The following is a 22,020-nucleotide window of genomic DNA, read 5'->3' as shown; positions in this document are numbered from 1 at the left end:
ACTATTTTATTTAATACAAATTAATTAAATTATTTATAAAAATACTATTATTTTAACTGATGATTAATTATATTGACTTATACCGATTGCTTATCAAGTTACCACTATTGTAATTATTGTAATCTTGCAGATAAGTCAGAAAAAATCTTTTGCTCTTACGTGGCTTTTGCAAAATAGTATAGGTATATGTTTCGCCAGCTACTTGCTCGTCCTGAGCTCAACGAATAATAATGGACATCGAGTCCATTATTATTCCTAACAGTCCAGTAGGGCTGTCAGATTAAAAGCTGGGTTCGGCGTCCTGCCTCACTACTTCACATATACCTATACTATTTCAATATAGGCACAAACACTTTTTCTTCTTACGTACAAAGCTTTCAGGCTATTTCATATCTAATTGTGGAAGATTAGTATCTTATCAAAATTACTCTCTAAAATTTTAAAATGTAATAGTAACTATAAACATACATATTACTAGCCTAACTATAGGCTACTACAAATATGTAATGACAATTTTTAAAAATCTATTTTATTTACACTGATTTAAATAGCATTATATTAAAAATACCATAAAGCCATATCAAACCGAGAAAACAATGTACAATGTACATACCTAACAACTAACTATCCATCTCCTCAGATCCCCCTCTATCCATAAAACGGCACAACCGAAGGTTGTAAAGTGTTATAATCACGCAGACCGATCGCTTCTCAGAGTAAGGCAAGTGATTATAACACTTTACAACCTGACTGTTGCCTTTTTTAGGCAGTAATATCTAAATATCCTCCTCTATATCCCCCTCCAATTCCAAATAAACCTCCAACAGCTTCTCCTTCTGCTCATCCGTAGCCTTCCAATAACCTCTCTTCTCATACTCCATCATCTTTTCCACAATAGAAAAATAAGCCCATCTATTATTATCTTTCAATCTTTCCCTCATCTCATCATCATCAATATATTTACTATGCAAATCATCATAAATCCACTCTTCTACCTTATTAGTAGTAGCAGCTAATCCCATGATATTCTCAAATCTATCAGCAATTTTTTGAACTCCATGATATTTATGTTCCAACATACCATCTATCCATTTTGGATTTAACACTCTGGTCCTAATTCCTCTATTGATGGATTTCTCAACACTTTCTGTTTCAAGTCGTTCACCAGTCGTATCAGTAATATATATCTCCGCTTTTGATCCCTTAGCCATTTCAACTGATTTAGCAAGTCCACCAAAAAATTCATAATAATGGTCAAGGTCTGTAACCTCATACTCATGATTACTTCTTATCTGTGATACAACATCAACAGAACTAAGATTATTATTAAGCAATTCCCCTGCTTCTTTTCCTCTATGATTCTTGCTATATACATGCCTTAGACTCTTAACAAAAGTTTCACCTATCTGAGATTCATTTTCCCAATTCTTGGTTTCAAATAGCTTAGTGATACCTGTTCCGTATTCACCTTCTGCTGGTCCAAATATCCTAGATTTACATAACTCTAAAGCTTCCTCTTTTTCATAACCATCCTCTAATAGCTTCCTGTACAGTCGTTTACTATTAGATTTGAAGTAATTAAATTCATCAGTTTCATTTAGTTCATATATTGATTCAAATAATTCATTTAGATCATTGATAATATTCGAGAACATATCTCTAAAAAATCCACAGATATTTATTACTACATCAATTCTAGGTCTCTTTAATTCTTCCTCAGGTATTATTTCATATTTGGGTTCCCATATACTTCTTGACTTTCCAAGTCTTATTCCTAGATAAGCCATTATCTGTCCAACTGTTTCTCCCTGAGTCCTAGAAGTTTCAAGTCCCCATAAAACCACCGCTATACTCTTTGGATATTCTCCATGTTCCCTTAGATACTGGCTAATTGTATTCTCAGCTATTTTCTTGCCTCTCTCGTAAGCTGTTTCACTTGGAACAAACCTAGGGTCAAATTGATATAGATTATAACCTGTTGGCATTACCTCTGGATTTCTGATAGTATCTCCTGCTAATTTAGCCTTAAGATATTCTCCATTCATTAGTTTTAGAAGTCCGTTGCTCTCATTATTCTCATTACACTTACTAATTAGTTCTTCTGCGTACTTCATTGTATTATCTATTTCTATTCTTAGGTCATTTTTGAGGTTAAGACTATCGCTAATTTTACTATTTTCTTTCCAATATGTATCAATTAAGTCTTTTACTTCCCTATCTATTCGTTTTAATACGTTTATATCATTATTTTCAAGTATTTCATCATAATCATAACCACTATTAACTGCTAAGATTCTCCTAAGAGATTTTATATTACCTCTATCATATCTTAGGACAAATTCAAGATACCTGTAAACTTCTTCATTATCAAAAGATTTACCAAATACATGCAGACCTTTTGGAATAAGTGAACGGTTCATCCTATATAATTCACTTTCAATCTGGTCTAAATCCTCAGGTAAATTATTTTCCACTGCCTTCTTTAATATGTTAGTATATACATCATCACTTCTTACTGGTGATACTCTTAGGGCTTCATGGTATTCATCAATCATCGCTGCCAATTTTGCATATTCACCATATAATTCTCCTTCGATAAATGTTGGTGGTTGATAACCTATCAAGGCTGCATGAGAACGTCTTTTTGCAATCATTCCTTCTGCTGGATTACCGCAATAATAGATATAGAGATGAGGAAGATCACTTACTAACATATCTGGTAGACATCTACTGGACATACCGCATTCTTTACCTTTTAAGAATTCCAATGTCCCATGAGTTCCTACATGAATAATCACGTCAGCTTTAAACTCCTCTTTTAGCCACTGATAATATGCTATATATTGATGATGAGGCAATAATGTTTTATCATGATACACTTTTTCTGGATTCTCATGTATACCTCTTGTAGGCTGTAGACCAACAAAAACATTTTCACTTATTATTCCTGGTATCAAGAAATTATCTCCATCACTCATTACGTCACCAGGCGCTTGCCCCCATTGCTCCAATATTTCTTTTTTATACCACTTATCTTCTAAATCCTTATTATACTCTTTAGTACTATATTTAATAAAATTTTCTTCTGATCCTTCGTCAGACCATCTACCAGAATTAACTATTCTTCCCGCTGTAAAACTACTCATTAAATCATCACTACTCAATGGCTTCACATTATAACCATTATCATTCAATTCTTTCAATATATTCTCCACTGAATTGAAGGTATCAAGAAAAGCTCCTCCAAAAAGGTTATTCTCACCTGGTGGATAATTGTAGCATATAATAGCTACCTTTTTATCGGAATTTTTCTTAATTTGCAGTTTCAACCAATTTTTAACTCTGGAAACGAGTTTCAAGACTCTATCATCTATCAAACTAAGTTCCCTTACCTCAATATCAAACTCACTATTATATTCTGGTGCTGCCATTGCTCCAATAGGATAAGTCTCTATTGCTCCATCTAATTCCGGAAGCATTACTGATAATAAGAATTCTGATGAATTTATTCCTTCTACACTATTAAACCATTCACTTTCTCTTCTCTTAGTCATAAAGAACGGATGGAATATTGGTACATTGACATCTTCCAAAATACTAACTGCATAATCAGCATTTCCACCCATAGGTCCAGCACCTAATCTAAATGACATAAAATTAATGATAAAATTAACTTTTCTACCTATCCCATATAATAACCATTCTTTCAATAAGTCTTGATTATCTGTCTTAGTCTTGGAAAAAGCTATTGGCAATACATTAGCGAATGGTCTAATTTGCTCCGCTATTTTTGCAACACAAGTTGAAGTATCATTTGGATAAGTGTGTCCATAAAATAATAAAGCCACTGTAGGCTTATTACTATTAAACCCATGGATATCAGCATATTCCTTATAATCATCAAAATACATTTTCGTCTCAGGATCACATAAACCAATGTCAGGTAACTTCTCAGATTCTTGAGGTTTGGGAATCCCTTTCACTTTCCCATAATCTCTTAACAACAGATACATCATATTAGTTAATTGTAAAATAGTAGCATTCTGAAAATATTTACCTATCTGAACAAAATTTCTCATATCCCTTGGCTTCCCAACAGGAATCAATTTACCCATTTTTTCCGCCATATCAGCCATCTTTTGCATCTTACTCATATCCATAGGTTTCCTAGACTTTTTACTACTCTTTTTACTCATCCCCATATCACTAGAAGTCAATTCTCCAAGTCGCAGGAAATTTCTACCTGCTCCACCTATAGGAATTATATTCCCCTTACACTTCCCTAATCCTCTCATTACAGCCCCTACAACCTTCTTAGGACTTCCCATCAAATCTACAAAAGTGACATCCGAATCAACAATATCACTCTCCATAACCTCAAGCTTACTATCCTCTAATGCCCTAGATGCATAAAACAATCGTAACTCCAACACATCATTAAACCTTCTATTAATATCCTCTTGTACCTTAATCAATCCTGTTATCACCGATGTAGAAACCGAAATCACAGTTACCTTCACACCAATTCCCTCTCTCCATAAATTTAATTAACTACATATAAGCACTCGCCTATTTCTGCACAACAAAGCCCTTAATTCTCATACTACCTATCTGAAGACAGAAGGGTAACGTGTTATAATCACGCAGACCGACCGCTTCTCAGGGTAAGGCAAGTGATTATAACACGTTACCCTGACTGTCCCTCCAACAATACTATAGCCACATAGCTACCTTACTAACCTAGGAAAAAACACCGGCTTCCCACTCTCTTTATCTTCTGTTATATCCCCATTAATATTAAAAACATCCTTAAGATTCTCCTCACTTACTATATCCCAAGGTTCCCCTTTCAAATAAACATCTCCATCTTTAATGACAATCAATTCATCCGAATATTTAGCCGCAAGATTAATATCATGCAATACCATAAGTATAGTAATACCATTTTCTTTATTAAGACTCTCAACTAACTCCAATACCTCCAACTGATGACTTATATCCAAAAAAGTTGTAGGTTCATCCAATAATAATATCTCTGGTTTCTGAGCAATAGCCATTGCAATCCACGCTCTCTGCTTCTCACCACCAGACAGATTACACATCTTCTTATTAGCAAAATCCTTCATGTTAGTAGTTTCCAGAGCCCAGTCAACTATATCGTTATCTTGTTCACTATCTCCCTTCCACCACTCTTTGTAAGCATATCTCCCATATACTACTAGATTTCTTACTGTCACATCTGTATTACTACCATGTATCTGAGATAAAACAGCCATTTTCCTAGCTATCTGCTTACTTTTGATACCAGATATATTTTTTCCATCTAAAAAAATTTTGCCCTTATTAGGCTTGATATTCCTTGATAATGTTCTCAATAAGGTTGTTTTACCTGAACCATTAGGACCTATTATTGAATAGATTTTGCCCTTTCCTATATTTAGATTCAGATCTTTTATAACTTGGTTCTCTTTATATTTAACTGATATATTCTCAGCTCTTAGTATCTCTTCCATATAACCAACTCTCATCTATATGTATTTTAATCTTTTCTTAACAAATATAGAAAAAACGGTACTCCTAAGATTGCCATAACAATTCCAACTGGTATTTCTACAGGACTTAATACAGTACGAGCAAAAGTATCACTCAACATAACAACTGCTGCTCCAAGTAATGATGAACCAGGAATCAAGTACTTATAATCATTACCAACCATAAGTCTGACACTATGGGGAATAATAAGTCCCACAAATCCTAATAAACCAACTACTGATACTGCACTGGCAGCCAACATAGCCGCGACTGCCGTCAACCCGAAACGAACTAATTCAACATTGAGCCCTACACCTCTTGCAATATCATCACCTAAAATAAGTATATTAAGCTTTTCCGACATAAAAGAAAGTATAATCAATCCTATAATCGTATAGGGTAAAATTGTCCACAACTCAGGCCAGCTTCTAGCAGATAATCCACCGTTCATAAACATTAATGCACCATGTACTCTGTCGCTGAAGAATACCATCAATGCAGATATACCTGCTCCTAATAAGGTTGATACTGCAACACCTGCAAGTATGACTCTTATTGGTTGTATACCACCTTTCCAAGATAATACATATATCATTATCGCTGCTCCCATTGCACCAACAAACGCAAATGGTGGAACCAGCATCTGATACTTTGGAAATAATATCAATATGATTATCCCTGCAAGTCCAGCCCCTGATGATATACCAATAATACCTGGGTCAGCCAAGGGGTTTCGCATAACCCCTTGCAATATACACCCAGACAAAGCTAGATTAACTCCAACTAATCCTGCTACTATAGTTCTTGGTAATCTGATGTTCCATATTACCAACCTTTCAGCTGAACCATCATTGTTAATAATTACTTCTAATATTCTTTTCATAGACACATTCATGCTTCCCTTGGCGTTGCTTAATAGAAAAGCTATTATCAATAAAATTCCAAATGCTATAATAAATGCTATTTTATTACTGTCTTTTGAAATGGTTTTATTCATCTAAACCACCAAATACTTCAGGATATACACCTTTTGCCATATACTCAATGGCATCAACAAAGTCACAACCTGCATTGTATAAGAAGTATTTTTGTGGTAGATAAACTATATTTCCTTCTTTTACAGCTCTTAATTCTTTCCATACTTGATCTTTCCCTAATTTTTCACTAATAACTTTTTTTGCATCTTCATCAGAACTTAACATACTTGTTACTAAAATTACATCTGGGTCTTTTTCTATTATATATTCCATACTGAAAGGTGTAGTTTCTCCACCCATTCCTTCTGGCGCACAACCTGCTGCTATATTTTCAAGTTTCAATATATCTGCTACATTTCCAGCAATACTCTTAGGTAATTTTACTGAAACATCTTTTGATGTAGCATATAGTATAACCACTTTTTTTGATTCCTCTGGTACCTTATCAACTAAAGCTTTCTTTTCCTTTTCCATGTCTGCGATAACTTCTTCCGCCTTATTTGGTTCATCGATAATACGTCCCATTGCTCTAATATTGTCAATAACATCTTCATATGTTCTCATATGTAAAGCCAAAGTTTTTATTTTACTTTGTTCTAGAACTGGAATAACTCCATTCTGTAAACCAAATTGGGCTATTACCAATTCTGGTTGTAATGCAACAATTTTTTCAATATCTGGCTTATAAACTTTACCTATTACTGGTAATCCCTCTATATCCTTTGGATCTACAGGAGCACCGCCACCAGTCTCAGATGTACAGATTGATTTACCTCCTAAATCATATAATAAGCCTAGGAAAGTACCTGATATTGCTGCTATTTTTTCTGGTTTCTTCTCTAGAGTTACTTCATTACCGTACATATCAGTAATAGTAACTGGATAGCCTTCGCCTTCTGATACAGTAACTACAGCACCACCCATAGATGGCATTTTACCTTCACCCATACCTTTTGGCATCTTCTTATCCATACCTTCTGACATTTTTTTATCCATTTCTTTTGGCATCTTTTCTGTTTTCTTATCATTACTACACCCTGTAAAACTTAAAATGATCATACATCCTATTAAAGTAAATATGACTGCTAGTTTTTTATTCATCCTTTTTTTCCTCCATACAACATCAATTTTATTTGTTTTAGAATATAATTGGATTATTTTTAACTGCAGTGTGAATACACATGTTAAATTACTGCAATAAAAAATGCCCCTTAACTTCTGCAAGTTAAAAAGCATGAAAATCATCAATACAAATCTATATTTCCAATCTGCTATAATTTGGCTACCATTCCCTATATTACACACACCTACTCAAGCACTTTAAATACTTAGTTTGTATGTATATCAAAATATTTTCCACAATAAAACATTATGTAATGTCTCTATAGCATAAATAAGGGAAAACCTGCCTACCTAATACAGCAAATATCTAATCACAAGATTATATTAAGTATTCCACACCCTCCGTCACTCGCAGAGTTTTCACTTCGTATAAGTGAAAGTGTTTTAGAGACCGGCAGGTTTTCTGACTTAGTTTCCTTGTAATTCTCCCCCTTCCCATATTATCAAAAATTACTTCTTATTATGATTATTTTTAAAAAAGTAACTTCTATCACTAATACAGTGGGTTAATGTAAAACTACTCCACATTACAGCGGCGTGACCGTTCAGGTTTTGCACCTGATTCCCTATTATGCAATAAAAATTGCCACCTACTCCAATTATTCAATTTTTTTCTAGTTTAAAACATAAATCATAATATGTCAATATTATATTAATTAAAGTTTCACCATTTTCATCCAACAAACTATAAAATAGCCAATAGTCATGCCAATTTAGAAGAAAAAATATTTTGTGATTATATCCATGGGAATTAAAAGCAACATATACCTATACTATTTTGCAAAAACCACGTCAGAACAAAATATTTTTTCTGACTTACATACTCAAAATTTTTATAGGAAATAGTTTAAATTCTAAACTTTCCACTCTAAAATCTTATCCAAAAATCTTATTAACTGCTTAGTTTTAGGCTCCCTAAAAATTTTGCTACTTTTACCACTTTCTAAAATTGTATTCTCTGCTAAAAAAATAATCTTATCACATGAATTCTTGGCAAAACCCATTTCATGAGTAACTATTATTGAATCCAATCCATCATTTTGAAATTCATTAAGCATGTCTAGAACCTCACCAGTATACTCAGGGTCTAGGGCAGACGTAGGCTCATCCAATAACAGTAATTTGGGTTTAATAGCCACCGATCTAGCTATTGATATCCTTTGCTGCTGTCCACCAGATAGTTGTGAAGGATATTTATCCTTTTCCCTAGATAATCCAAATCTATCAAATAGTTTACCTGCTGTTTGGACTGCATCAGGTTTGTTTATACCAAAAGTATGTATTAGAGGAAGTATAACATTTTCCATAGCTGTCAAATGCTCAAACAATCCTTTGGACTGGAATACAAACCCAATGTTTCTACGGAGCATAACAAGTGACTTTTCATCGAAATTTATTTTTTTACCATCAATGTACATTTCACCAGAGCTTGGAGTAAGTAGTCCTCCAATTATTCGGAGTAGAGTTGATTTCCCTCCGCCAGACGGACCAATGATTGCAATAGAATTAATATCATCTTCATAGTTAATATCTTGCAACACAATACTATCACCAAAATTTTTACAGATATTTTTTAGCTCTATATTCATGTTTGTACCTCCTCTCAAACATTCTGGATAACATGGACACTGCAAAGGTAAGTATAAAATACAACGCTCCCACAAATATATAATTCTCAAACATTCTAAAATTGACTGCAGATATTTCTTGTATGGTTTGTGTCAGTTCAATTAAGGCTATTACAGATAATAGGGATGAATCTTTTATAATAGAGGCAAATTGTCCTGTCAATGCTGGTAATATTCGTGACATCAATATGGGAAAAGTCACAAATCGAAATGTTTTTCTTGGTGTAAGTCCAATAGCTTTTGATATCTCATATTGCTGACTGTCTATACTTTCTAGACCACCTCTAATAATCTCTGAGATATAAGCTCCTTCAAATATTGATAAGATGATTATTCCTGCTATATATCTGTTATCAACACCCCATGCAGTACCGATGATATAATAGAAGAAATATATTTGAACAAGCAGTGGGGTTCCTCTAATAATCTGTATATATATTTTACATAGATAGCTAATTGTCAAGATCCTAGAATTCTGCCCTATGGCAGTAATCGAGCCTATTAGCAAGCTAAGTAATAAACTTCCTATAGATATTATTATAGTCATACAAAAACCCTGCCATAGTCTCTGCTTATATTCTAATAATGTTGTAAAATCAAGTTTCAGATCAATTGCCTTTATGGACACCCACATAAAAAATATTATAATTACTATGACTAATGCAGCACTAATGACTTTATTAAGAACTGTTACTTTTTTATCATCTGTTCGTCTCATATTTTCACCTTAATCAAAGAACCAAGGAAAACCAAGCTCATCAAATGTTTCCTTTTCCTCTTTTAGATATTTTTCAGTAATTTCATTGAATCCATTATTATCTTTAAATTCTTTTATAAAGTCATTTATCTTATCAAGTAATTTCGTATTGCCTTTCTTTACTCCTATTCCCCAGCTTTCACTATCTTGAAATGGTATCAATATTGCTTCTGTTGTTTCTTCATTCAGTTTACTTTGGCGATATATGGTAAGCTGATCATATATGAAAGCATCTGCTTTACCTTGTGTTACTTCAATTACACATGCATTCTCTGATGAAAGTCCATTTATCTTTGCTTTTGTAAGATTCTCTGTTGCATACAGATACCCTGTTGTGCCTTTCTTCACATCAATTATTTTACCTTCTTGATTCAGGTCCTGGATATCATTTATATTAGAGTTCTTATTAACTAATAAACCAAGGTAGGAATGGGCATAAGGGTCTGAAAAATCAATTACCTCTCCACGTTTTTCAGTTATAGTCATTGAAGATATTACCGCGTCTACTTTTCCCGTCTGTAATGATGGTATTAATCCATCCCAGTTGATATTTTCAATTTCTACAGGTCTGTCCAAGTATTCACCTAATGCTTTTGCCAGGTCAACACTTACACCTGTTGGATTACCTTCTTCATCTTTTGTTTCAAAAGGTGGATATGCCAGTTCCATTCCTATAGTCAATGTATTGTCCTTATTTGATTTAGATTTACAACCTGATAATATTAATCCACTAAGCAATACTAAGGATAGTATCATAAGTATTCTTTTCATAGAATAAACCTCCTTTTGGTTTAACTAAAATTGTCTATCATCTTATTTAGTACCTGTCTAAAAACTTCTTTCTCGTTGTCACTAATATTATTATATTGCTTATTATGTATTTCTTCAGATATAATAATAAATGCTTCCTCTAATTCTTTCCCCTTAGAGGTTAATGATACTCTGTTGACTCTCTTGTCTTCCTCGTCTTTTATCATCTGGGTATACCCAAAATCATTTAATTTTTTAACTAGTGTTGTTATCGTAGATGGATCTTTGCCAATCTTATCTGCTAGTTCACTCATAGTTAAACTTTTATTTTTTAAAAGTGATAGGATTATATTACCATGAGAAGGTACAATTCCATTTATCCCTTTCTTCTTTAACTCTGAGATAATAAATTGATTAATCAAGACTCTAACCTTTCCAATTAAATATAATGTATTATCAGCCTTCAAGATATCACTTCCTTTCAAGAATAATTCATCTTATGTCATTTATAAAATTACTTGGATGTCCAAGTTTATTCAAATTATACTTGGATATCCAAGTAATGTCAAGTAAAAAGTTCGGATTTATTTTAATGCAATTAAAAAGATACAAAAATTAATTTTGCACCTTTTGTCTAATTATTTATATCCTTTAATACTATTTTTTATGAAAAAGTCATTTTACTAACTTCAATACCTTCTATTGATTTTAATGAGTCCTCTAATTCACTACACTTACTTTCAGTTTCTTCAGTTAACTCTAACAGGATAATACCTTCTTTGGAGGTGTTTCCTTGATGTAATCCTAATCTGGTATTGATAATACTGCCTTGTTCTGTAAGAATATCCTGCATCCTGTCAACTTCTTCTAGTCGATTGCTTACTTTAATTCCAATAATAGTTTTCATACTTTTCCCTTCCTTTATTTTTTTTAATAACCTTTCAGCCTTAATAATAAATATATCTCATTATCAAGTTATCCATATTGGGGCTATTATATACATTTTATTCATTATGAATTTCTATAGAATTAAGAAACTGAGTATGTAAAAATATTATTGTGTATCAAAAAAACTGCCAGCAATTTTTCACTGACAGTTTTTTTAAATCTAATCTATTATTTTACAACTTCAAATTCATTATTAATCCATCCTAGTGGAGCATTTATTTCCATACCCATTCCACCGTTAAGTGATACAGCATCATAACCTAATAATCTAAGTGCAGCTACTGTTTGACCTGCTGTTTGACCTGTGTAGCAGTAAACAACTACTGGCTTATCCTTTGGAAGAGTACCGAATTGTTTTTCCATTCCTGCTCCCCAAGGTATATTATTAGCTCCAGCTATATGTCCTTCTTCAAAGTCCTTTGCACTTCTGATTGATAATAGATAGAAATCTTCTTTATCATCAATCATAGCTTTTAAGTTCTTCTCAGATACTTTGTAATTCTTGAATTTAGTTTCTTTTACATCTGCTAAACCATTATAGTAAGCTGTCAATGCTGCTTTTACTTCCTCTGGTACGTCATATGTTTCTGAACCGAATTCGTTTACAGTTTCTTCTATAACGTCTTCGTATCCTTCAACTTTTGAAATACCGAAGTTAAATCCTAAGTTAACACTTCTAGCATTGATCCCAGCTAAGTTCAATGTCATTACAGCTTGACCTGCTGTCTGTCCTGAATAGCAGTAGATATATACGTCTTTATCTTGAGATATCTTAGTAATATTTTCTGCTATAGCTGGTCCCCAAGGTGCATTATATGCTCCTTTTACATGACCTTTTTTATAATCTTCTGCTGTACGGATATCAACAATTACCATATCTTCGTCAGCTTTTACTTTTTCTATAAATTCTTTTTGATTAATCTTATAAATGTGTTCTGGCATATTAGCGAAGTAAGAATTAACGCCTGCTTCAACTACACCATCAGCTACAACTTCATATCCTTTATTAGACCATCCAAGTGGGGCATTTGCATCCATACCTAATCCACCATTTAATGAAACTGCGTCTATGCCTAATAAACGAAGTCCTGCAACTGTCTGTCCTGCTGTCTGTCCTGTATAACAATATACAACAACTGGCTTATCCTTTGGAAGAGTAGCAAATTGTTTTTCCATTCCTGCTCCCCAAGGTATATTGCTAGCTCCAGCTATATGTCCTTCATTAAAATCTTTTTCACCTCTGATTGATAATAAATAGAAATCTTCTTTGTTATCAATCATGGCTTTTAGATTATCTTCAGATACTTTATAGTTTTTGAACTTTGTATCTTTTACATCAGCTAAACCATTATAATAATCTGTTAATGCAGTTTTAACTTCTTTTGGTACATCATAAGTTTCTGAACCAAACTCATTAACTGTTTCTTCAATTACATCTTCATAGCCTTCAACCTTGGATATACCGAAGTTGAATCCTAAGTTAACGCTTCTTGCATTAATACCAGCTAAGTTCAATGTCATTACAGCTTGACCTGCTGTCTGTCCTGAATAACAGTAAATGAAGACTTCTTTATCCTGTGATATTTTTGTAATATTCTCAGCGATTGCAGGTCCCCAAGGTGCATTATATGCTCCTTTTACATGACCTTTCTTATAATCTTCCTCTGTACGGATGTCAACAACAACCATATCGTCATTAGCTTTTACTTTATCAATAAATTCTTTTTGATTGATTTTGTAAATATGATCTGGCATGTTTGCATAATAAGCATTAATGCCTTCTTCTAGATTAAATGCTTCTGCATCGTCATCTTTTTTTGTGTCATCATCTTTAGTTGTATCTGTATTGCTTTCTGTACCTTTACTTAAATCCATTGATCCTGCAGTATCATCTTTCTTAGAACCACAACCTGCAACACTTAATACCATGACTACCATTAAAAGTAAAGCTACTAACTTATTAAGTTTTTTCATTATGTTCCCTCCATTTAAATAAAATCATGATAATTATGAAGCATCCCCGGAGTCAGGTACTGTTTTTTCTTCTTTCTCCGTTGGCATATCACCAGCAGACCACTCTAACCATGCACCATCATACACTTTTACATTTTTAAAACCTGCTTCATCAAGTAATAGTGCTGTTTGTGTTGCACGGAATGATGATTTACAATAAAGAATGATTGTATCATCTTTATCAAGACCTAAATCCTTATAGAACAAAAATGTATCTCTAGCTGACTTGAATGTTCCATCTGTATACAAATTTTTTGTATGGGGATATAATATAGCGTTAGGAATAGCCCCTTCTTCATATTCTGCTTTGCTTCTTACATCTATAATTTTTTCTTTACTATCTTTATTTTCTGCAACAGTCTTAACATAATCCATAGTAGCTATCATATCGCTGTTAGCTTCTTTGGCAACATATTCAGTTGGTGCTAATTCCGGTACTTCTAAAGACATAGGAAGTTTAGCTTTTTCTAAGCCTCTTTGACCATTATTGATAACTTTTACATTATCATGTCCATAGACTTTTAATACCCACCATACACGACCTGAATATACCCCGCCGCTATTATCGTAGATATACAAAGTACTATCATTAGAAATTCCTTTTTCACTTAATACCTTCTCAACCTGCTCTTTTGGAGCTAACATACCTTTAATTGGTTCAGATATGGTAAGGCTGCTTGGATTAAGACAAATAGCTCCTTCAAGATGTCCTTTTGCATATTCTTCTTCTGATCTTGCATCAATGATAATTACGTCACTATTATTCATTGCCTCTTTAACTTCAGTTGGTTCTACAACATTATTACTTCCTTTATAACTGGTATTATTACAGGAAGTAAAAAGCAAAACAAACACAATCAATAGAGGAAGTAAAATACCTCTCTTATGGTTAGTTCCATACTTCATGACTAACTCCTCCTATATATTTCTAACTAGAACTGCTAGAAATACTTTCTGATTATATTAGTAAACATTGTTAAATAATATACAAACTGGGGAATTATTAATCTCAACTCTTTTTCTTATAGATACAATTATACACTATTAATTTTTAAGATGGTTATAAGTTTTGCTGATATAGTATTTGATAGTTGAATAGTGTGATATATATTGAACTTAAACATCTATACACCTATTCAATAAGTTCAATATATTTTCCTTGATTTTATAAGCTCAATAGAACTAAATAATTACTGGATCTATAGCAATTATTTAATTAGCCTTATATAACGTGTATTTTAGTTAATTATTGTGATATAATATAGTAACTATGTGAATAATAAGGCAAACTACTAAATTTTGTTAATTACGAGGATAATTGATATGAAAAATTCTAAAAAATATTTTTATATAATTGCTATCTATCTATTATTATACTTTATTATTAGCTTGAATTGTCTAGAAATTTTTCCCTTCGTTCATTCTGATGAACCTTGGTTAAGCGGTTTGACAAGGAACATGATGGAAAGTAAATCAATCTATTGTACTGAAACATTTTTTAATATTTATCCAAGATTCCCTCATAGCATAAAAGTAATATTTCATCTGATACAAATGCCTTTTATACTTGTTTTTGGTTATAACATCTTTGCAGTCAGATTGGTTTCTCTTATTTTTAGTATATTTTCGTTGATTCTTTTTTATTGTATATGCACCAAAATATTCAAAAATGGTATGTACTCGGTATTACTGACTATATTATTTAGTGTAAACATACAATTCATATATGCTTCCCATTTTGCAAGACAAGAGAGCATTATGGTATTTTTCTTTATGCTTGGATTCTATCATTATTTATCGCCACTGGGTAATAAAAAAATAAATCCACACATTCTACTTGGACTTATTATCGGTTTATCTGTAGGGATTCATCCAAATAGCTTTATTATAGCTGTTGTTTTTGGATTATTATATATAATTGACGTATTCCATAGAACTAAAAAATTCCGTAATCTAATAACATTAATTATGACTACTGGGTTTACTGCATTAATATTTGTCATTCTAAGTTTTATTGGTGATGCTGATTTTATTACTCATTATACTAATTTCGGTGAGACTCTAGGGGTAAGCTCTAGCTTTTATGATAAAATATTAACAATTCCATATTATTACAAAAAGTTATATCTTGGTATAAGCGGTACTTATTACACGCCACCTATACAAGCTTATCTTATCATTTTTGCTATCATAACTATATCATCGATTCTATATTTATTAGTTAAATATTTGGGGAATAAGAATAGTAACAAGAAAGAATCTTTTTCTGCTCTAACTATTTTTAGATTATTGACTTGTATTATAGGTATAAATATTGGTTTTATCATCATTGGCAGATATAATCAAACAAATATTATATTTATTTTTCCATTCTTCTATTTGCTTACTCTTGCCTTAATATGTAAGATTGTAGCTTATAGAAAAGAGTTAATAATATGTTTTATGGGATTATCAATTATTTTATCGTCGTATTATACTTTAAACGAGGTAAGGTTATATACGCCCTACAATTATGATGGATATCTAGATGAGTTGAGTGTCATTCCTTCAGATGCTAAAACTCTAGGTAATCTAAATATGGAATTTTATTTTGATAATGATAAATTACTGGATTATAGAAATCTCACATTTTTAGAAGAAAATAATATGTCTTTTAGGGATTATATCGCAACCAATAATATTGAATATATCATCTATACAGAAGAATTGGATTACATCAACAGAAATCCTAGATGGAATGTTCTCTATGGAAAAGATTATTATCACGATGAAATGAATAATTATATAGAAGAAAATTGTACCCTTATTCATGAGTTCAGTAATTCTCTATATGGTATAAGGATACCTAAGTACATGATGGAATATGATTGGAAAGTGAAAATCTATAAGATAAATAATATATCATAATAGTATTTCTTCACATTTCTTTTCCAGTCTTCCAAAGATGAAATCTTCCATAATCATGCCAATGATAATTATAACAACTAAACCAGCATACGTCCCTGGAGTGTCCATATACACTCGTTTTTCAAAGATAAACCAGCCTAGACCACCAAAAGGTCCAATTGCTCCAAATACCATTTCAGAACTGATTAGTGCTCGCCATGCTCTAGACCAGCCAATTTTTAATCCAGATACTATATGAAGGAGACTAAGAGGTATCAGTACATAATAAAAAATCTGCCATATGTTCATACCAAAATTCTTAGAGACTTCTATATATTCATTGTCCACAGACCTAAAACCTGTTTTCATGTTGATAGTCATAGGCCATAAAACCGAGTGTACTATAATTACAAGAATGGCTTTTTCTCCAACCCCAAACCAAATGATAACTAATGGAAGTAACGCTATACCTGGAATAGGGTGGAGTATACCGATTATTGTATCCAATAGACTACTGAAATTTTTGAAGAAGTAATCAAAAAAGCTTAATAACACAGATAGCACAATACCTATCAGTAACCCTTTTAAAATTATGATGAAAGAAAATCCTATCTGCATGAGCAGATCACCTTTAGTAAGGCTAATACCTAAAGATTTGATGATTTGCTCGATGGAAGGAAAAATCTGTCTAGCGTATACGTTAGAGTAATATGTAACTTCCCATATGATTATAAAAAATCCTATCCATAGAAATCGACGTATATATAATTTTTTCATTCCCAAATGACCTCTTCACTTTTGTAGGATTTATTAAGGTAGTTGTTTCTTACCATAAAATCTACGAATTTGTCTACACCTTGAATGTCTGTAGCGTATTTCATCCCTTCGTAATTAAGATAACCTTTCAACTTCTCTTTATCCATCTCATATAAATTAGACAATATGTCCAAAGTTTCATCTTCGTTATTTATCATGAATTCTATAGATTTATTAATAGCTTCTATTAGTGCAGAGTATTCTTTTTTGTTATTAGTATAAAAATCTTCGGTACAAGCACCTGCGATAAAAGTAAATTCACTTCCCATAGCTTCTTCACCAGTTATAACCATGTGGTTATCTTCATTGGCTAATTCTTCGAATAAATAGGGTGGTGAAGTAAAATGTGCTTTTATATCTTGTTTGGCAGTCAATGCTTGGAATCCATCTGGATGTTTCATGGAAACTAATTGATTGTCAAGAGCATCAGCCTTGCCAAGTTCTCTTTCACATGCCATAGCAAGTAGGATATGCTGTATACTTCCTGGTTGGGGTAGAGCTATTTTATCTTTTGAGGTAAAATCTTTAAGTGTCTTTATGTTGTCATCATATGTGACTAGACCAATTGGACAACTAGAGAGACCTGTCATCATTTTCCACTCCATACCGTTATCAAGTGCTATAAGGAAAGGTGGTATTCCCATGAATCCTACATCAAGATTATCTGCAAGTACAGCTTCACGAATAGCTGCTGTGTTAGAGAGTTTGACCCATTCAATTTTATTGTTAGGTAGGGCTTCTTCTAGGAAACCTTTTTCTTTCATTATTTGTATAGGGGCATAAGCTAGACCATATTGCTGGGCGATTTTGACAGTATTGTCATGTTTTTTTCCACATGCTGTCATTAATAGCATAATCATTGAGATTGTTAATATTAATGTTGGTTTCATTTTCATTAGTATGTCATCCTTTCTATACTAAGTATTTATTAAAAGTAATATAAGTTTTTGTTTGATATATAGTGCAAGTAAGTCAGAAAAAGAGTTTGTTCGGACTTGGCTTTTGCAAAATAGTATATGTATATGTTACGCCAGCTACTTGCTCGTCCTGAGCTCAATAAATAATAATAGACATCGAGTCAATCATTATTTCTGACAGTCCAGTAGGGCTGTCAGATTAAAAGCTGGGTTCGGCGTCCTGCCTCACTACTCCACATATACATATACTATTTTGCTCGTAGTGATCTTAATATAATCACAAAACACTTTTTCTTCTAAGTAGCATAACGATTGGCTACATCAGATTATATATTATAGATTAAAATCAATTTTATTCAGTATAACGTTTATAATAATCTCGGTTTATAATTAGATTATTACCTTGCTTGTTAAGCATCAACATTTTTTTATATAAGTTATCTACTTTTTTCTGGATATCTTGATTGGTGTTGGCTGTTATTATTACGTATCCTGCGCGTACTGATGCATTTTCTATTGGTTTTATGAAGTCATTTTCTTTGTAGTTATAGTTCATATTATAAACACCGTCTAGTTTAATTATTTCATCTCTATCGGTTATGGATTGTACTGTGCCGAAGTTTGCGAAGAATAATTGAACTGTTAGGTAGTTTTCGTTGTTTTCAATATTGTAATTATCAAGAGGGTAGTAATCAATATCTTGTCCCATAGAAGAATCTATGACCATTTTTAGGATATCTACACCTGTAATAAGTGGTATGAATTCGTCTTCATATGCACCGCCTATTCTACAAGCTATTTCGTTGACTTTTATTCCTTGATCACCAACAAATAGTTGAAAATAGATTGGTCCTTGGCTAATGTTGAAGGCATCTACTATCTTATCAGTTAATGCTATAAATTCTTCTTTGTATTGTTTATAGTGTTTTGAAGGGAATTCATGAGATGAACATATTCCTATATATTTATCGTTATCAAAAGTTACACGGTCAGTAATTGTCAATACTTTTGCTTTTCCATCTCGAACCCAGCCGCTAATAGTTATTTCGTCATTTTTGTAATAACTCTCCACTAGTATAGAATCTTCTCTGGAGTGTTTAATGACATCATCAAAGTGAAGTCTAACTTCTTTTATTGTATTTAACTTAAAAATACCTCGTTGACCTTGAGAATCAAAAGGTTTTACTACAACTGGGAATTCCAGTCCTTCTAACTGACTATCAGTAAAATCTTTTTTTATGATTCTATAATCTGGAGTAGGAATACCTGCTTTTAAGAATTTTTCTTTCATTACTCGTTTATTTGTTACTGCATAGGCTGTATTTACAGATAAAAATCTTGGTAAACTAAGTTTATCAGCTACTTTATTGACAGTATAGACTGGCTGGTCAGTTCCTGTAGTCATGATACCATCTATCTTTGTTTCTAAAGCAACTTTTAGAGTTTCTTCGTAATCAAAAGTACTTGCTAATCCACATTCGTCTGCTATTAGTTTTCCTGGTGAATTAGTGTAGTAATCAGTTGCTACTACTTTGTATCCCAGTTCTTTTGCCCTTTTTATTGCATTCAGCTGAGCACCTGATGCACCTAGTATCATTAACTTCATAATTCTTATCCTTTCATTATTGGTCTTGTAACTATCTAGTGAGCCTTTAAAACTTCTTCAATAACATATTGAGGAGTATTTTTTTTCCTTTTATTGAATAAATGAATGTTGCTATAATATATTAAAATATTAATGAATAATTTATATAGTTTTCTGAAGTTATAGTTGGATTTACCATAAATTCTATTATAGTAGGGGACATGTACATTACCTATATTTTTAGTATATTTCAGTATTGATGCTGATAAATAAACATAGGATAACTTTTCTCTAATAATCATTTGGACAATACTTTTTTTCATAATACGAAAAGAAGTTAGTTTGATATTTTTTGGCTTATGAAGAATTGTACTGAACATGAATTCTTTTAACATTGTGCCAATTCCTCTATAATCCTTGTGAACTGTACTATCTGGTATACCATAGACTACATCAAAGCCTTTTTTTAATTCATTAAAAAGAATCATAATGTCCTTAGGCATATTTTGCAGATCATCATCTATTGTAACATAACAATCTCCATGTCCATATCTAAGTCCGCATAACAAAGCGTTTTGCTGTCCACAATTTTGTTTTAATTTTATACATGTCATATGATTATGCTTCTTATACAAGTCTTTCATTATTTCATAACTGCTATCTATGCTATAATCATCTACTAAAATGATTTCATAATCCATATTATTGTCTATCATTGTTTTGATAATTTTTTCACAAACTAATGATATGGTTTTTTCACTATTATATACAGGAATTATTATTGAAATCATAGGGATCCTCTCTTAATTCATTCTTGTTTAGATCATTATTGTTTTTAATTTATTATTCTTGAATAATTGCTATATTTGATTAATTGCTTCTACTATTATTCGTTCCATCTTGATTAATTGTTCTTCGGTCATATCAGGATATATTGGTAGCCTTATTAACTTCTTGTACAAATCTCTTTCATAAGGAAAATCGTTTTCTTCATATCCTAGAGATAGTCCCATTTTACTTAGGTGTAATGGAACAAAATGTCTATATGCTGAGATATCATTAGCTTTTAAAATATCCATAAATCCATCTGCATAAGCTTCTTTTTTGAATATAATATAGAATATGTGAGCATTAAAAGGTTCTGACTTATTTCCTTTGGCATAATATTGAATTTTATCTGATTCTATATTATCTAATATTTCTAGGTACCTATTGAATATCTTAAGTCTTTTGTTATGGATATCATCAATATTTTCTAATTGTGAATAAAGATATGCCATCAATATTTCTGATGGACAATAACTGGAACCAAGGTCTACCCATTGATAGAATTCCACGTTCTTATTATTGAAATCTATGCGATTAGTCCCTTTCTGTCTTATATATTCAGCTCTTCTAATAAGATTTTCATCATCACTGTTAATAGTGACAGCTCCACCTTCGCCAGCTGAAACATTTTTTGTTTCATGAAAACTGAAGCATCCAAAATGTCCTATTGTCCCAAGTTGTCTACCTTTATAAGTACTTAATAATCCTTGAGCAGCATCTTCTATAACATAAAGTCCATATTTATGAGCAATACCCATTATTTTATCCATATCACATGGGTTGCCTCCATAATGAACTACAATTATCGCTTTTGTTCTCTGAGTTATCTTTTCTTCAATTTTAGAAGCATCTATACATAAATCATCATGATTAACTTCCGTAAAAACAACTTTTCCTCCATTAACTAGTACACTGTTAGCTGTAGATGGAAAAGTATAGGATGGCATTATAACCTCTTGGTCTTTTTCTATATTAATCAATTTTATTGCCAATTCAAGAGAATGAGTGCAAGAAGTGGTCAATAATATATTTTTTACGCCTAATCTTGTTTCTAATAGTTTTTTACATTTACCAGTAAAATAACCATCTCCACCAATATTTCCACTGTCTATTACTTTTTTTATATATTCCATTGCCTTATCTGAATGATAAGGTTTATTAAAAGGTATCTTCAATTGTAACCACCTCTAGTTGCTATTACGTAAATAAAACCTATTTATTATATTTTTTGTTATTTTTTAGTATAACAGTCCCTTGTATT

17 protein-coding genes and 1 riboswitch are annotated in these 22,020 nt (G+C 32.1%); of the genes, 1 reads left to right on the top strand and 16 read right to left on the bottom strand.

All coding sequences use genetic code 11. From position 1 onward, the window contains the following. Nucleotides 1-776 precede the first annotated feature (776 nt). The 11 genes from bchH to HYG85_RS14395 form a co-directional block, all read right to left on the bottom strand. Entirely contained in the window at nucleotides 777-4,520 is a 3,744-nt protein-coding gene (gene bchH / locus HYG85_RS14445; protein WP_212690262.1) for a magnesium chelatase subunit H, read from the bottom strand. A gap of 207 nt (nucleotides 4,521-4,727) precedes the next feature. After that, nucleotides 4,728-5,513 (bottom strand): ABC transporter ATP-binding protein, encoded by a 786-nt coding sequence (locus HYG85_RS14440; RefSeq protein ID WP_212690261.1) that lies wholly within the window; start codon nucleotides 5,511-5,513, stop codon nucleotides 4,728-4,730. A gap of 26 nt (nucleotides 5,514-5,539) precedes the next feature. Continuing rightward, the gene (locus tag HYG85_RS14435; RefSeq protein ID WP_212690260.1) at nucleotides 5,540-6,529 is read right to left on the bottom strand and encodes a FecCD family ABC transporter permease; all 990 of its coding nucleotides are present in this window, start codon (nucleotides 6,527-6,529) and stop codon (nucleotides 5,540-5,542) included. Continuing rightward, nucleotides 6,522-7,610, bottom strand: coding sequence for an ABC transporter substrate-binding protein (locus HYG85_RS14430; RefSeq protein WP_212690259.1), 1,089 nt, complete (start codon nucleotides 7,608-7,610; stop codon nucleotides 6,522-6,524). Before HYG85_RS14430 ends, HYG85_RS14435 begins: the two co-directional genes overlap by 8 nt. 396 nt (nucleotides 7,611-8,006) lie before the next feature. After that, nucleotides 8,007-8,240, bottom strand: a riboswitch (cobalamin riboswitch). 245 nt (nucleotides 8,241-8,485) lie between these two features. Next, on the bottom strand, nucleotides 8,486-9,220 hold the full coding sequence (locus HYG85_RS14425; protein WP_212690258.1) for an amino acid ABC transporter ATP-binding protein: 735 nt from the start codon (nucleotides 9,218-9,220) through the stop codon (nucleotides 8,486-8,488). Beyond that, complete coding sequence (locus HYG85_RS14420) at nucleotides 9,192-9,977, bottom strand: amino acid ABC transporter permease (protein ID WP_212690257.1); 786 nt, start codon at nucleotides 9,975-9,977, stop codon at nucleotides 9,192-9,194. The genes HYG85_RS14425 and HYG85_RS14420 overlap by 29 nt, the downstream gene beginning before the upstream one ends. A 9-nt stretch (nucleotides 9,978-9,986) precedes the next feature. After that, on the bottom strand, nucleotides 9,987-10,787 hold the full coding sequence (locus HYG85_RS14415; RefSeq protein ID WP_212690256.1) for a transporter substrate-binding domain-containing protein: 801 nt from the start codon (nucleotides 10,785-10,787) through the stop codon (nucleotides 9,987-9,989). Between the two features lie 20 nt (nucleotides 10,788-10,807). Beyond that, entirely contained in the window at nucleotides 10,808-11,233 is a 426-nt protein-coding gene (locus HYG85_RS14410; RefSeq protein WP_212690255.1) for a MarR family winged helix-turn-helix transcriptional regulator, read from the bottom strand. Nucleotides 11,234-11,430: 197 nt separating this feature from the next. Further along, the gene (locus tag HYG85_RS14405; protein WP_212690254.1) at nucleotides 11,431-11,673 is read right to left on the bottom strand and encodes a hypothetical protein; all 243 of its coding nucleotides are present in this window, start codon (nucleotides 11,671-11,673) and stop codon (nucleotides 11,431-11,433) included. Between the two features lie 209 nt (nucleotides 11,674-11,882). After that, complete coding sequence (locus tag HYG85_RS24410; RefSeq protein ID WP_244971199.1) at nucleotides 11,883-13,688, bottom strand: rhodanese-like domain-containing protein; 1,806 nt, start codon at nucleotides 13,686-13,688, stop codon at nucleotides 11,883-11,885. A gap of 33 nt (nucleotides 13,689-13,721) precedes the next feature. Continuing rightward, entirely contained in the window at nucleotides 13,722-14,633 is a 912-nt protein-coding gene (locus HYG85_RS14395; protein WP_212690253.1) for a sulfurtransferase, read from the bottom strand. A gap of 417 nt (nucleotides 14,634-15,050) precedes the next feature. On the opposite strand from HYG85_RS14395, the gene HYG85_RS14390 reads away from it, so the two are divergent. Next, nucleotides 15,051-16,634: an ArnT family glycosyltransferase gene (locus HYG85_RS14390; RefSeq protein WP_212690252.1), complete on the top strand. Its 1,584-nt coding sequence runs from the start codon at nucleotides 15,051-15,053 to the stop codon at nucleotides 16,632-16,634. Here the strand turns inward: HYG85_RS14390 and HYG85_RS14385 are convergent. The 5 genes from HYG85_RS14385 to rffA form a co-directional block, all read right to left on the bottom strand. Next, nucleotides 16,629-17,390, bottom strand: coding sequence for an ABC transporter permease (locus HYG85_RS14385; protein WP_212690251.1), 762 nt, complete (start codon nucleotides 17,388-17,390; stop codon nucleotides 16,629-16,631). The genes HYG85_RS14390 and HYG85_RS14385 overlap by 6 nt on opposite strands. Then, nucleotides 17,387-18,325 (bottom strand): ABC transporter substrate-binding protein, encoded by a 939-nt coding sequence (locus HYG85_RS14380; protein WP_212690250.1) that lies wholly within the window; start codon nucleotides 18,323-18,325, stop codon nucleotides 17,387-17,389. Before HYG85_RS14380 ends, HYG85_RS14385 begins: the two co-directional genes overlap by 4 nt. A 373-nt stretch (nucleotides 18,326-18,698) precedes the next feature. After that, complete coding sequence (locus HYG85_RS14375; RefSeq protein ID WP_212690249.1) at nucleotides 18,699-19,952, bottom strand: ATP-grasp domain-containing protein; 1,254 nt, start codon at nucleotides 19,950-19,952, stop codon at nucleotides 18,699-18,701. 35 nt (nucleotides 19,953-19,987) lie between these two features. Further along, the gene (locus tag HYG85_RS14370; protein ID WP_212690248.1) at nucleotides 19,988-20,722 is read right to left on the bottom strand and encodes a glycosyltransferase; all 735 of its coding nucleotides are present in this window, start codon (nucleotides 20,720-20,722) and stop codon (nucleotides 19,988-19,990) included. Between the two features lie 69 nt (nucleotides 20,723-20,791). After that, nucleotides 20,792-21,934 carry a dTDP-4-amino-4,6-dideoxygalactose transaminase gene (rffA, locus tag HYG85_RS14365; protein WP_212690247.1) on the bottom strand — a complete coding sequence of 381 codons (1,143 nt, stop codon included), beginning with the start codon at nucleotides 21,932-21,934 and terminating at the stop codon, nucleotides 20,792-20,794. Nucleotides 21,935-22,020: the final 86 nt, after the last annotated feature.

Source organism: Vallitalea guaymasensis (assembly GCF_018141425.1).
Lineage (GTDB): Bacteria > Bacillota > Clostridia > Lachnospirales > Vallitaleaceae > Vallitalea > Vallitalea guaymasensis.
The sequence above is the reverse complement of the archived record's forward strand: the minus strand, read 5'-3'. Positions and strand labels throughout refer to the sequence as shown.